The organism is Streptomyces ovatisporus (assembly GCF_042653885.1).
In the GTDB taxonomy this organism is placed as follows: domain Bacteria; phylum Actinomycetota; class Actinomycetes; order Streptomycetales; family Streptomycetaceae; genus Streptomyces; species Streptomyces ovatisporus.
The window spans coordinates 91,651-105,133 of the sequence record NZ_JBHSFH010000010.1 but is presented as its reverse complement, the minus strand read 5'-3'; the positions used below and the strand labels follow the sequence as shown (position 1 = coordinate 105,133).

The 13,483-nt window shown below is 71.2% G+C and carries 11 protein-coding genes; 10 read left to right on the top strand and 1 reads right to left on the bottom strand.

The window, feature by feature from the left end; genetic code table 11:
- Positions 1-3 precede the first annotated feature (3 nt).
- The 3 genes from ACFPA8_RS18205 to ACFPA8_RS18195 all read left to right on the top strand — a co-directional run bounded on the left by ACFPA8_RS18205 (position 4) and on the right by ACFPA8_RS18195 (position 2,738).
- On the top strand, positions 4-912 hold the full coding sequence (locus tag ACFPA8_RS18205) for a glycosyltransferase family 2 protein (RefSeq protein WP_386449758.1): 909 nt from the start codon (positions 4-6) through the stop codon (positions 910-912).
- Between the two features lie 64 nt (positions 913-976).
- Positions 977-1,921 carry an ABC transporter permease gene (locus ACFPA8_RS18200; protein WP_386449756.1) on the top strand — a complete coding sequence of 315 codons (945 nt, stop codon included), beginning with the start codon at positions 977-979 and terminating at the stop codon, positions 1,919-1,921.
- Entirely contained in the window at positions 1,908-2,738 is an 831-nt protein-coding gene (locus tag ACFPA8_RS18195; RefSeq protein ID WP_386449754.1) for an ABC transporter ATP-binding protein, read from the top strand. The genes ACFPA8_RS18200 and ACFPA8_RS18195 overlap by 14 nt, the downstream gene beginning before the upstream one ends.
- 101 nt (positions 2,739-2,839) lie before the next feature.
- Here ACFPA8_RS18195 and ACFPA8_RS18190 read toward each other — a convergent pair whose 3' ends face one another.
- Positions 2,840-5,068, bottom strand: a complete 2,229-nt coding sequence (locus tag ACFPA8_RS18190) for an MMPL family transporter (RefSeq protein ID WP_386449752.1) — start codon at positions 5,066-5,068, stop codon at positions 2,840-2,842.
- A gap of 101 nt (positions 5,069-5,169) precedes the next feature.
- Here ACFPA8_RS18190 and ACFPA8_RS18185 point away from each other — a divergent pair, with 101 nt between their 5' ends.
- The 7 genes from ACFPA8_RS18185 (at position 5,170) to ACFPA8_RS18155 (ending at position 13,482) form a co-directional block, all read left to right on the top strand.
- A complete protein-coding gene (locus ACFPA8_RS18185; RefSeq protein WP_386449750.1) occupies positions 5,170-5,889 on the top strand; it encodes a TetR/AcrR family transcriptional regulator in 720 nt (239 codons plus the stop codon).
- Positions 5,890-6,133: 244 nt separating this feature from the next.
- The gene (gene hpnC, locus ACFPA8_RS18180; RefSeq protein WP_386449748.1) at positions 6,134-7,048 is read left to right on the top strand and encodes a squalene synthase HpnC; all 915 of its coding nucleotides are present in this window, start codon (positions 6,134-6,136) and stop codon (positions 7,046-7,048) included.
- 7 nt (positions 7,049-7,055) lie between these two features.
- The gene (hpnD, locus tag ACFPA8_RS18175) at positions 7,056-7,997 is read left to right on the top strand and encodes a presqualene diphosphate synthase HpnD (RefSeq protein WP_386449746.1); all 942 of its coding nucleotides are present in this window, start codon (positions 7,056-7,058) and stop codon (positions 7,995-7,997) included.
- Entirely contained in the window at positions 7,994-9,451 is a 1,458-nt protein-coding gene (gene hpnE, locus ACFPA8_RS18170) for a hydroxysqualene dehydroxylase HpnE (protein WP_386449744.1), read from the top strand. Before hpnD ends, hpnE begins: the two co-directional genes overlap by 4 nt.
- Positions 9,448-10,578, top strand: a complete 1,131-nt coding sequence (locus tag ACFPA8_RS18165) for a polyprenyl synthetase family protein (protein ID WP_386449742.1) — start codon at positions 9,448-9,450, stop codon at positions 10,576-10,578. Before hpnE ends, ACFPA8_RS18165 begins: the two co-directional genes overlap by 4 nt.
- A gap of 88 nt (positions 10,579-10,666) precedes the next feature.
- Positions 10,667-12,754: a squalene--hopene cyclase gene (gene shc / locus ACFPA8_RS18160; RefSeq protein ID WP_386449740.1), complete on the top strand. Its 2,088-nt coding sequence runs from the start codon at positions 10,667-10,669 to the stop codon at positions 12,752-12,754.
- A complete protein-coding gene (locus ACFPA8_RS18155; protein ID WP_386449738.1) occupies positions 12,751-13,482 on the top strand; it encodes a phosphorylase family protein in 732 nt (243 codons plus the stop codon). The genes shc and ACFPA8_RS18155 overlap by 4 nt, the downstream gene beginning before the upstream one ends.
- Position 13,483 lies beyond the last annotated feature (1 nt).

The following is a 13,483-nucleotide window of genomic DNA, read 5'->3' as shown; positions in this document are numbered from 1 at the left end:
CCCATGACGCAGCAGAGCCCGGAGCGTTCCGCGCGGACGCCGAGGCTGGGCGCCGTCATCCTCACGATGGGCAACCGTCCCGAGGAGCTGCGGGCGCTGCTGGAGTCCGTCGCCAAACAGGACGGCGACCGTATCGAGGTCGTGGTCGTGGGTAACGGCGCGCCGCTGCCGGAGTTGCCGGAAGGTGTACGGACGGTCGAGCTTCCGGAAAATCTCGGCATCCCCGGAGGCCGCAACGTCGGCATCGAAGCCTTCGGCCCGTCGGGTTCCGAGGTCGACGCTCTGCTCTTCCTCGACGACGACGGCCTCCTCCCCGGCACCGACACCGCCGAGCTGGTACGTGCGGCCTTCGCCGGGGACCCGGAGCTCGGCATCATCAGCTTCCGCATCGCCGACCCGGACACGGGGGAGACCCAGCGCCGCCATGTGCCCAGGCTGCGCGCCGCCGATCCGATGCGCTCCTCGCGCGTCACCACGTTCCTCGGGGGCGCCAACGCCGTACGCACCAAGGTCATCGCCGAAGTCGGCGGTCTGCCGGACGAGTTCTTCTACGCCCACGAGGAGACCGACCTCGCCTGGCGGGCCCTGGACGCCGGCTGGGCGATCGACTACCGCGCCGACATGGTGCTGCACCACCCCACCACCGCCCCCAGCAGGCACGCGGTCTACCACCGCATGGTCGCCCGCAACCGCGTCTGGCTGGCCAGGCGTAACCTGCCCGCCCTCCTCGTCCCCGTCTACCTGGGCGTGTGGCTGCTGCTGACGCTCGCGCGCCGCCCGTCACGGCCGGCTCTGCGCGCCTGGCTCGGCGGCTTCAAGGAGGGCTGGACGACGCCGTGCGGGGCCCGCAGGCCCATGCGGTGGCGTACGGTATGGCGGCTGACCCGACTAGGTCGCCCGCCCGTGATCTGACAAGCTCGTCTCCAGCACCATTTCTTCCAGTTCACCCGCACGTGTGAGGACGAAAGTTTCCAACGTGACCGAGACAACGCACGGCGGTGCGGTGGGCGTGAAGCCCCCGCCCTCACCGGACGACCGTCTGTCCCCGGCCGACCTCGCGGCCAAGTACGGCTTGACGGTGAGCGGGGCGCGCCCTTCGCTCCCGCAGTACGTCAGACAGCTGTGGGGCAGACGGCACTTCATCCTCGCCTTCTCGCGGGCCAAGCTGACGGCCCAGTACAGCCAGGCGAAGCTCGGCCAGCTCTGGCAGGTGGCGACACCGCTGCTGAACGCCGCCGTCTACTACTTCATCTTCGGCATCCTCCTGGAGGGCCGTAACGGCGTCCCGGGCGGCAACAAGAATTACGTTCCCTTCCTGGTCACGGGCGTCTTCGTCTTCACCTTCACACAGACGTCGGCGCTGAACGGGGTGCGGGCGATCTCCTCCAACCTGGGGCTCGTACGCGCGCTCCACTTCCCGCGCGCCTCGCTGCCCATCTCGGTCTCGCTCCAGCAGCTCCAGCAGCTGCTCTACTCGATGATCGTGCTGGTGGCGATCCTCATCGGCTTCGGGCAGTACCCGGCCTGGTCCTGGCTGCTGATCTTCCCCGTGCTCGCCTGCCAGTTCCTCTTCAACACCGGCCTCGCGCTGATCATGGCGCGGCTGGGCAGCAAGACCCCGGACCTGGCCCAGCTCATGCCGTTCGTGCTGCGTACGTGGATGTACGCGTCGGGTGTGATGTTCCCGCTGGAGCCGATGCTCCGGGGCAACACCTCCGCGCCCGGATGGGCGGTGGAGCTTCTCCAGGCGAACCCGGCAGCGGTGTTCATGGACCTGATGCGCTTCGCGTTCATCGACGCATACACGGTCGGGGACATTCCGCCGCACGCCTGGGCGCTCGCTCTGGGCTGGGGGCTCCTGGTGGGCATCGGAGGATTTGTTTTCTTCTGGAAGTCGGAGGAGCGTTATGGCCGTGGCTGAGGAAACCCAGGAGAAGGCAGAGATCGTCCAGCAGGCGGATGGCCCTCCCGTACAGGAGCCGTGGATTCCCACCGTCATCGCGCAGGACCTGCACATCGTCTACCGCGTCTACGGCGGCACCAAGGGCAGGGGCAGTGCCACGGCGGCCCTCAACCGCATTGTCCGCCGCAAGCCGGGCGGCAGTGTGCGCGAGGTGCACGCGGTCAAGGGCGTCAGCTTCACCGCCTACCGCGGCCAGGCCATAGGACTGATCGGCTCCAACGGCTCGGGCAAGTCGACGCTGCTGCGTGCCATCGCCGGCCTGCTCCCCGCGGAGAGCGGCCACGTCTACACCAACGGCCAGCCCTCGCTGCTCGGCGTGAACGCCGCGATGATGAACGACCTGACCGGTGAACGCAACGTGGTGCTGGGCGGGTTGGCGATGGGGATGTCCCGCGAGGAGGTGGCCGAGCGCTACCGGAGCATCGTCGACTTCTCCGGCATCAACGAGAAGGGCGACTTCATCACGCTGCCGATGCGCACCTACTCCTCAGGCATGGCGGCCAGGCTGCGCTTCTCCATCGCGGCGGCCAAGAACCACGACGTGCTGATGATCGACGAAGCGCTGGCGACGGGCGACAAGAAGTTCCAGCGGCGTTCCGAGAAGCGTGTCCGCCAGCTGCGGGAGGAAGCGGGCACGGTCTTCCTCGTCAGCCACAACAACAAGTCGATCCGCGACACCTGCGAGCGGACGCTGTGGCTGGAGAAGGGCGAACTCGTCCACGACGGCCCCACCGAGGAAGTGCTCAAGGAGTACGAGAAGTTCACGGGCAAGTAGCCCGGCAGGCACCACAGCCGAGCGCGTGAGAAGCGGCCGGCCCGGACCCCGTCCGGACGGCCGCTTCTTCCTGTGCGCCCTGTACGCCGGGACGCCGTCCGTCAGACGCCTGCGCGCGTGCGCCCGGCCCCCGGCTGCTCCTGCTCCCGCTCCGGTCTCGCCGCCGGAGCCGACTCCTCCAGCCCGACCTTGGCGTGCAGCAGGCGCAGCAAGCGGGGCGCGTACCAGGCTCCCCGTCCCAGCAGCCGCATCGCGGCGGGCACCAGCACGCCGCGGACGGCGACCGCGTCGATCAGGATCGCCAGACCGCTGCCCAGGCCGAACATCTGCAGGAAGCTGATCTCGCTCGTCCCGAAGGCGAAGAAGCTCACGGCGAGCAGTCCCGCAGCCATCGTGACGATGCGCCCGGTGCGGGAGAGCCCGCGGGTGACGGCGGTGGTGTTGTCGGCTCCCGCGTCGTGCAGCTCCTTGATCCGGCTGGTGACGAAGACCTCGTAGTCCATGGAGAGCCCGAAGACGATGCAGAACATCAGCACCGTCATCGAGGTGTCCATCGGCATCGCGGTGAAGCCGAGGAGCGAGGAGAGATGGCCGTCCTGGAAGATCCAGACCATCGCCCCGATCGACGCGGTCAGGCTCACCGTGTTCAGCACGAGCGCACGCAGCGGCTGTACGACGCTGCCGGTGAAGAGGAACAGCAGGAGGAACGTGGAGCCGACGACCATGCCGACGGCGGCGGGCAGCCGGTCGCCGATCGAGGCCTTGGTGTCGACGAGCTGGGCGTCCTGACCGCCCACCAGCGCTTCGCCGCTCCCGGGCGCCTCGACGTCGCGGATGTCGCGGACCACGTCCTGCGCGCCGTCCGAACCGGCCTTCCCGTCGGGCGTGACGGTGAGCAGCTGCGCGTCGGGATGTCCCAGCGCCGCCTCGGCCCGGCCGGGCGGTGAGACCTGCCCCTGGGCGTAGGTACCGCTGGCGGCCTGCACGCGGACGACGCCGTCGATGCGGGAGAGGCGCCCGGCGTACGCGTCCAGCTCGTCCTCGGCCACCGCCGAGGTGGTCACGACCTGGATGGCCTCGGCGGAGCTGCCGGGGAAGTCCTTCGCGAGCGCCGTACCGACCTGACGGCTCTGTGCGTCCTCGGGCAGGACACGCTCGTCCGGCATGCCGAAACGCGCGCCCAGCAGCGGGCTCGCGGCCAGCAGCAGCACCGCGAGGACGGGCAGCGCGGTCAGGAGGGGCCGGCGCATGACCGTGCGGGCGAGGTTGCCCCACACCGGTGCGTCCGGCCGCCGCACGGCGTCCGCCCAGGGCAGCCGTCCCTTGTTGACGCGGTGTCCCAGCACGGCCAGCAGCGCCGGAACGACGACGAGCGCGGCCACGGCCGCGATGGCGACGACACCGATCCCGGCGTAGGCGAACGAGCGCAGGAAGAACGGCGGGAAGAGCAGCAGCGCCGCGAGTGCCGCGACGACCGTCGCCGCGGAGAAGGCGATGGTGCGCCCGGCTGTGGTGACCGTGGTCCGCAGGGCGTCCGCCACCGTGTCGCCGTCGGCCAGGCGCTCACGGAACCGGCTGACGATCAGAAGTCCGTAGTCGATGCCGAGTCCGAGGCCCAGCGCGGTGGTGAGGTTGACGGAGAAGACCGAGACGTCGGTGACGCTGCCCAGCACGTACAGCTCGGCGAACGTGCCCAGCACGGCTATCAGTCCGATGGCCAGCGGCAGCAGAGCGGCGACGAAACTGCCGAAGGCGATGACGAGGAGGATCAGGGTGAGGGGGACCGCGATGGCCTCGGCCACGGCGAGGTCGGCCGAGACCTGGCCGGAGATGTCGTTGTTGAGCGCCGCGGGACCGCCGGCCCGGACGTCCAGCGGGCCTCTCTCGCCGCTCCACTCGTCGGTGATCTCCTTGGTGTTGTCGGCGACCTCGGTGCTGTCCCCCTTCACGTGGGCCAGTACGAGCGCCTGGGTGCCGTCCTCGGAGGTGAGAGCGGCGCCGCCGCGGCCCCAGTAGGACGAGACGTGGGAGATCCCGGGCTCCTTCTCGAGGCCCGCCGTCAGTTCGCGTCCCGCCTCCCGCACCGCCGCGGATTCCAGGCTTCCGCCCGCGGGCCGTACGAGCAGCACGAGGTTGTCCTCGCCGCCGAACTTCTCCTCGATCACGCTCTGCGCACGGCTCGACGGTGCGTCAGGATCTTCGAAGCCGCCGGCCTGGAGCTTGCCGAAAGCGCCGAATCCGACGGCCCCCATGGCCACCACGGCGATGAGACTGAGCGCGAGCAGCGCCCTGGGTCTGCGCAGCGTCAGCTCCGCGATTCTTCGTAGCACGGTTGCCCCCATGAAGAGTGGTCTGCGCACCGATGTTTACGGCGTCAACTTGGACTCTTCCAGTAGATGTTAATGCTGTCAACATCGGGCAGGATGGAAGTATGGCGGACATGGGAGCGAAGACCGGTGCGAGGGCGGAGGCGGCTGCGGACGGCCCCGGGGCGGGCAAGCGTGCCCGCGGCGGGAGAACCGCTTACCACCACGGCGATCTGCGCAACGCGCTCATCGACGCGGCGACCGGCCTCGCCCGGGACGGCGGCCCGGAAGCGGTGGTGCTGCGGGCCGCCGCCCGCCGCGTCGGCGTCTCGCCGACGGCCGCGTACCGCCACTTCGCCGGGCAGGGCGACCTGCTGCACGCGGTCAAGGAACTCGGGCAGCGGCGCCTGACGGAGTCGATGGAGGCCGCCGCCGCACTCCCGCCGCCCCGCGACTCCGGTCCGCGGGCGGCCGAGGAGCGTATCCGTGCCATCGGGCACGGTTACCTCGCCTTCGCCCGCAAGGAGCCGGGCCTCTACCGGGTCGCCTTCTGCCGTGACCCCCTCAGCGTCAGTTCGCTGGACGGTGCGATCGAGCCCGGCGAGGAGGACACCTGGGGCTTCCGCTCCTTCGACATCCTCGTGCAGGCCCTCGACGCCCTCGTCGAGAGCGGCCGCATGGCTCCGCGGCGCCGCACCGGCGCGGAGCTCACTGCCTGGGCGACTGTGCACGGTCTGGCCATGCTCTTTCTCGACGGTCCGCTCTCGCAGCTGACGGGGGATGAGACGGACGCCGTCGCCGAGCGCGCCTTCGACGTCTTGATTGCGGGATTCACCGCGCCCTGACTGCCTTTCATTCCGCCGCCGGAAATGCGGTCGTGCAAGTGACTGGGCGACGGCTGCACCGCAACCTCCGCGGAGCGGGAAAAGCCGCTTGGCGCCGCCGTTCTCCCGTGTACTCCGGCACGTCATAACTCACCGTCAGTCCGGCCGTCCACGCTCGCCATGCCCATGCGGCGTGTCCGAAATAGGATGTTTTTCCCCAGCGGTGTAGAAACGGAGATGTGACGGCAATGGCTTCTGGCAGCAAGTGGTGAGCGCGGAGGCGGACGCGCATGCGCGTGCCGTTCTCGCCAAGGCCACCCGGGAGAACTTCCCCGTGGCGCCCAGATTTCTGCCGCGGGAATGGCGCGAGGACCTGATGGCCGTCTACGGCTACGCCCGCCTCGTCGACGACATCGGGGACGGAGACCTCGCTCCCGGCGGCCGTGACGCCCGGTACCTCGGACTCGACCCCGACTGGGGGAGCGACCAGCCCGCAGGCAGACTCGCCATGCTCGACGCGTTCGAAGCCGACCTCCGCCGTCTCTTCGACACCCGCACCACCCCGCCCGGCCACCCGTTGCTGCGCGCGCTCGCCCCCACAGTGCGACGCCGCAATCTCGGGCCCGAGCCCTTTCTGGCGCTCATCGAAGCCAACCGCCAGGACCAGAAGATCCGCCGCTACGCCGACCATGCCGAACTGCTCGCCTACTGCGAACTGTCGGCCAACCCCGTCGGTCACCTCGTGCTGGCCATCACGGGCACCGCCACGCCCGAGCGCCTCCGGTACTCCGACGACGTCTGCTCCGGGCTCCAGATCGTCGAGCACCTGCAGGACGTCGCCGAGGACCTCGGCCGCGACCGCATCTACCTCCCTGCCGAGGACATGGCCCGCTTCCACGTCACGGAGGACGACCTCGCGGCGCCGAGTGCCAGCGCGTCCGTACGCGCACTGCTCGCCGTCGAAGCCGAACGCGCCCGTCTCCTGCTCTCGTCGGGCGACCCCCTCGTGGCCAGCGTCCACGGGCGGCTCAAGCTGCTGCTGGCCGGGTTCACCGGCGGTGGGCGTGCCGTGCTGAGGGCCATCGGCCGCGCCGGTTACGACGTACTGCCAGGACCTCCCCGAGCCACCACGCGCGGTCTGCTGCGCGAGGTGGCCGCAACCTTGCGAAGAGAGGGGTGAGCGGACCGTGGACAGAGCCCGGCCCGTACTGCACGCGCCGCCGGCGGTGGCTGCCGCGTACAGCTACTGCGAGTCCGTCACGGGCCAGCAGGCCCGCAACTTCGCCTACGGCATCCGGCTGCTGCCGACCGGGAAACGACGGGCGATGTCCGCGCTCTACGCGTTCTCGCGGCGCGTCGACGACATCGGCGACGGCCCCCTCGAACGCTCCGTCAAGGAGTCACGGCTGGAGGCGACCCGGCAGCTTCTGGAGAGGATCCGTTCGGACGGCATCGCGGAGGACGACACCGATCCCGTCGCCGTGGCCCTCAGCGACGCGGCGCGCCGCTATCCGCTGCCGCTCGGCGGCCTCGACGAACTGATCGACGGCGTCCTGCTGGACGTACGCGGCACCACCTACGGCAGCTGGGAGGAACTGGAGGTCTACTGCCGTTGCGTGGCCGGAGCGATCGGGCGCCTCTCGCTCGGGGTGTTCGGCACCCTCCCGGGGGTGCGGGACGTGACCCGGGCCTCCGAGTACGCCGACACCCTCGGCCTCGCGCTCCAGCTCACCAACATCCTCAGGGACCTGAGGGAGGACGCCGACCACGGGCGTACGTACCTGCCCGCGGAGGACCTGGAGAAGTTCGGCTGCTCGCCCGACTTCCCCAGCAGGGACGTTCCTTCAGAGGGCGACTTCCGCGGCCTGATGCACCATGAGGTGCAGCGTGCCCGCGCCCTGTTCGGCCACGGCTACCGCCTGCTTCCGCTCCTCGACCGCAGATCGGGTGCGTGCGTCGCCGCCATGGCCGGGATCTACCAGCGTCTCCTGGACCGCATCGCCGCCGACCCGTACGCCGTGCTCCGCCGCCGCGTCTCGCTCCCGAGCAGGCAGAAGGCGTACGTGGCCGTGCGCGGCCTCTCCGGTGTCGACGCGCGGCAGGCCGCACGGCGGAGCGCGCACACATGACGGGAACGGACATGCGGACGACCGCCGGGCACCGCGGCGGCGCGGAGCACCGCCGGGCCGTCGTGATCGGCGGAGGCCTCGCGGGGGCCACGGCTGCGCTGAAGCTGGCGGGCGCCGGTGTGGCGACCACCCTCTTCGAAGCCCGGCCGCGGCTGGGCGGGCTGGCCTTCTCCTTCCGGCGCGACTCACCCGCGGGAGCACTGAGCGTCGACAACGGCCAGCACGTGCACCTGCGCTGCTGCACCGCGTACAACTGGTTCCTGGAACGGATCGGCGCACGTGAACTCGCCCCGCTGCAGCGGCGGTTGGACGTATCCGTACTGGACGCCGCGCATGAGCGGCCCAGGCCGGGACGGCTGCGCCGCGCCGCTCTCCCCGTACCTCTGCACCTGGCCGGAAGCCTTGCCGCCTACCGTCACCTCTCCCCGGCGGAGCGGCTCGCCGCCTGCCGCGCCGCACTCGCGCTGCGGAAGCTGGACCCGGCCGATCCCGCGCTGGACGGCGTCGACTTCGCCACCTGGCTGCACCGACACGGCCAGAGCGAGCGTGCGGTCCAGGCGCTGTGGGACCTCGTCGGCACCGCGACGCTCAACGCCCGGGCACGGGACGCGTCCATGGGGCTGGCGGCAATGGTCTTCAAGACGGGTCTGCTCTCCGAGCCGGGCGCCGCCGACATCGGCCTCTCACGCGTACCGCTCGGCCATCTGCACGACACCCTCACCCGCGCCGCGCTGGACGCCGCAGGCGTCCGGACCGTCACCCAGTCCAGGGCCCGCTCCGTCACCGCCGGGGAGAAGGGCGGCTGGCGCGTGAGCGTCGTACACGGGCAGGCGCCGCCGCTGGACCACGAAGCCGACGCCGTCGTGCTGGCCGTACCGCAGCGCGAGGCCCACGACCTGCTTCCCGACGGGGCGCTGGCGGACCGCAGGCGCCTCCTCGACATCGGAACCGCGCCCATCGTGAACCTGCACGTGATCTACGATCGCCGGGTGCTGCGCCGCCCGTTCTTCGCAGCGCTCGGCTCCCCGCTTCAGTGGATCTTCGACCGCACAGGCCCGTCCGGGATCGACAGCGGTCAGTACCTCGCCGTCTCCCAGTCGGCCGCGCACGAGGAGATCGACCTGCCCGTGGGCGTACTGCGCGAGCGCTGCCTCCCCGAACTCGCACGGATGCTGCCCGCCGCGCGGGGCGCCCGCGTCCGCGATTTCTTCGTGACGCGGGAGCGTACGGCCACGTTCGACCCCTGCCCGGGGGTGGGGCGGCTGCGCCCCGGAGCCCGTACAAGGGCGCCCGGTGTCTGCCTCGCCGGAGCTTGGACCGATACTGGCTGGCCAGCGACCATGGAAGGCGCCGTACGGAGTGGCATGACCGCTGCCCGGGAAGCCCTCGCCGCCATGGGCCGTCCGTACGACAACGAAGCGGTGCCCGGCACCGAAGGAAGGGCGGTGGCATGACCAGCCTCGATGCCACAGGCACCAGGACGAACGGCGAAGACCCCGGAGGAGAGCCCGTGACCACGGCGAACCAGAACACCGTCGTCGACGACACGAGCGTCAGCGCTCTGCTGGAACGCGGGCGCAGGCTCGCGACTCCAGTGCTGCGCGCCGCCGTGGCCCGTCTCGCCCCGCCGATGGACACGGTCGCGGCGTACCACTTCGGGTGGATCGACGCGGCGGGCCGGCCTTCCGACGCGGACGGCGGCAAAGCCGTACGTCCCGCACTGGCCCTGCTCTCGGCGGAAGTCGCGGGCGCAGCCCCGGAGACGGGTCTGCCCGGCGCGGTCGCCGTCGAGCTGGTGCACAACTTCTCGCTGCTGCACGACGACTTGATGGACGGCGACGAGCAGCGCCGTCACCGCGACACGGTGTGGAAGGTGCACGGCCCGGCGCAGGCCGTACTCGTCGGCGACGCCCTCTTCGCCCTCGCCAACGAAATACTGCTGGAGCCTGCCACCGCCGAGGCCGGCCGCGCGACGCGGCGCCTGACGAGGGCCAGCCGCAGGCTCATCGACGGACAGGCGCAGGACATCTCCTACGAGCACCGTGAGCGCGTCACGGTCGAGGAGTGCCTGGAGATGGAAGGCAACAAGACCGGCGCCCTGCTGGCCTGCGCCGTCTCCATCGGCGCGGTGCTGGGCGGCGCCGACGACCGGACAGCCGACGCGCTGGAGTCCTACGGCTACCACCTCGGCCTCGCCTTCCAGGCCGTCGACGACCTGCTGGGCATCTGGGGCGATCCCGAAGCCACCGGCAAGCAGACGTGGAGCGACCTGCGTCAGCGCAAGAAGTCGCTGCCCGTGGTGGCCGCGCTCGCCTCCGCCGAACCCGCAGCCGCCGAGCTGGCGCAGCTGATGGCGGCCGACGCCAAGAAGAGCCAGGCCGAGTTCGAGGACTTCGACGAGGCGGAGTTCGCCGCACGTGCCGCCCTCATCGAGGAGGCCGGAGGCCGCGAATGGACCTCCCAGGAGGCGAAGCGCCAGCACAGCACAGCACTCGCCGCGCTCGAGCCCGTCGACATGCCGGCCCACGTACGCGCGCAGCTGACCGCGCTGGCCGACTTCGTCGTCGTACGCCGGCGATGACAGACCGGCCGTGGTCCTCACGGGCTGCGGCCGGCCGCCACCCGCACAACAACATTCTCCCCGGACGGACCCTTCGGAAGGGAAAGAGATGACAGCGACAACCGACGGCAGCACAGGGGCCGCGGCGGCCCGTCCACTCTCCCCTCCGAAACCGCCTCAGGGGTACGGCGGCGCGGGCGCGGCCCTGCTCTCCGCGGAGTCCGACGCCGGCCCCGCGCGGGGCGACGGCCTGGCGGCGCAGGCGGAACGTGCGGCCCGGCTCGCGGCCGACAACCTCCTCGCCAGGCAGGACGCCCAGGGCTGGTGGAAGGGGGACCTGGAGACCAACGTCACCATGGACGCCGAGGATCTGCTGCTGCGTGAGTTCCTCGGCATCCGGGACCGGCGCACCACCGAAGAGGCCGCCGGGTTCGTCCGCTCCCAGCAGCGCACGGACGGCACCTGGGCGACGTTCCACGGCGGTCCCGGCGACCTCTCCACCACCGTCGAGGCGTACGTCGCACTGCGACTGGCGGGGGACGCCCCCGACGAGCCGCACATGGCCCGTGCCTCCGCCTGGGTACGGGAACGCGGCGGCATCGCCTCCACCCGGATCTTCACGCGGATCTGGCTGGCGCTCTTCGGCTGGTGGCGCTGGGAGGACCTCCCCGAACTGCCGCCGGAGATCATCTACTTCCCGAAGTGGTTCCCCCTCAACATCTACGACTTCGCCTGCTGGGCGCGGCAGACGATCGTGCCGCTCACCGTCGTCTCCGCCAAGCGGCCCGTGCGTGCCCGGCCCTTCCCGCTCGACGAGTTGCACCGCGATCCCTCCCTCCCCGCCCCGCCGCAGCGGATGGCCGCGTGGGCCAGCTGGGACGGTGTCTTCCAGCGCCTGGACCGTGCGATGCACGCGTACCGCAGAGTCGCGTCCGTGCCCCTGCGCAGGGCAGCGCTGAGAAGCGCCGCGCGCTGGATCGTCGAACGCCAGGAGAACGACGGCTGCTGGGGCGGCATCCAGCCCCCCGCCGTCTACTCGCTGATCGCCCTGCACCTCCTCGGATACGACCTGGACCACCCCGTCATGCGGGCCGGGCTGGAGTCCCTGGACCGCTTCACCGTCCGCTACGAAGGCTCATCCGGCGAGGGCGGCGCGTCAGGGGAGGAGACCGGTGCGCGGCGCATGGTGGAGGCGTGCCAGTCACCTGTGTGGGACACGTGCCTCGCCACCATCGCCCTCGCCGACGCCGGACTGCCCCCGGACCACCCCGCGTTGCTCAAGGCGGCCGACTGGATGCTGGGGGAGCAGGTCGTACGGCCGGGGGACTGGTCCGTACGCAGACCCCGACTCCAGCCCGGCGGCTGGGCGTTCGAGTTCCACAACGACAACTACCCGGACACCGACGACACCGCCGAGGTCGTTCTCGCGCTCCGCCGGGTCCGCCACCGGGACCAGGCACGAGTGGACACCGCCGTACGCAGGGCCGTGCGATGGACGCTGGGCATGCAGTCCGGGAACGGCGCCTGGGGTGCCTTCGACGCCGACAACGACAGCCCCTTCCCCAACCGGCTGCCCTTCTGCGACTTCGGCGAAGTCATCGACCCTCCGTCCGCCGACGTCACCGCCCACGTGGTGGAGATGCTCGCCGACGAGGGCCACCGCGACGATCCGCGCGTACGCAGGGGAGTCGAGTGGCTGCTTGCCGAACAGGAGGTCAGCGGCGCCTGGTTCGGCCGCTGGGGCGTCAACTACGTGTACGGCACAGGTGCGGTGGTGCCCGCCCTCGTCGCGGCGGGGCTGCCCGTCGCACACCCGGCGATCCGGCGTGCCGTCGGCTGGCTGGAGAGCGTCCAGAACGAGGACGGCGGCTGGGGTGAGGACCTGCGCTCCTACCTGCCGGAGCGCGAATGGGCCGGTCGCGGCACCTCCACGGCGTCGCAGACCGGCTGGGCGCTGCTGGCGCTGCTCGCGGCGGGGGAGCGGGAGTCCCTGGCCGTCGAGCAGGGAATCAGCTGGCTCGCGCACAACCAGCGGGAGGACGGCTCCTGGGACGAGCCGCACTTCACCGGCACCGGCTTCCCATGGGACTTCTCGATCAACTACCACCTGTACCGCATGGTCTTCCCGCTCACCGCGCTCGGGCGTTATCTGCACGGCTCCGGTGGCGCCGGTCTCGGGCGACAGGACGCCGGATGACGCTCCCGGGCGACCATGGCCCGCTGCTGATCGCATGCGCACTGGGCATCGAACGGCTCGCGCTGCGGCGCTCCGCCGCGGTCGCCCACGGTGCCGCGGGCCCGGTCACGGTGCTGCGTACGGGAATGGGGCCGGAAGCGGCCGGACGGGCAGTGGCGTCCGCCCTGCGCGACGAGCCCGAGGAGGGCGGCACCGCCGTGGTGGCGACGGGCTTCTGCGCGGGCCTCGTCCCCGGCATGCATCCCGGCGATCTCGTCGTGGCCGAGGAGACGAGGGACGCGTCGGGGCGTACGGAGTGCGCCGGGACCGACCGGCTGGCCCAGGCCCTGCGGCAGTACGGGACGGTCCACACCGGGCCCCTCGCGGGGTCCGCACACGTCGTGCGGGGGACCGCACGTGCGGCACTGCACTCGGCGACTGGAGCGGTGGCCGTCGACATGGAGTCGGCCGCCACCCTCCGTACGGCGACGCTCCGAGCCGTGCCCGGGCCGCCCGCGCCCGCGCCTGTGCCCGGAACCGGTGCCGGAGGGGAGGGGGACGGAGTCCGTCCGTCCGTGGCGGCGCTGCGGCGTCCGGTTGCGGCCGTACGGGTGGTGGTCGACGCGCCAGGACATGAACTGATCCGTCTCGGGACACTGCGAGGTGGAATATCTGCATTCCGCGTACTCCGCGGCATTCTGCCCGCATTCCTCGAATGGCACCGATCCTTGCTGCTCCCCTGGAGGTGAG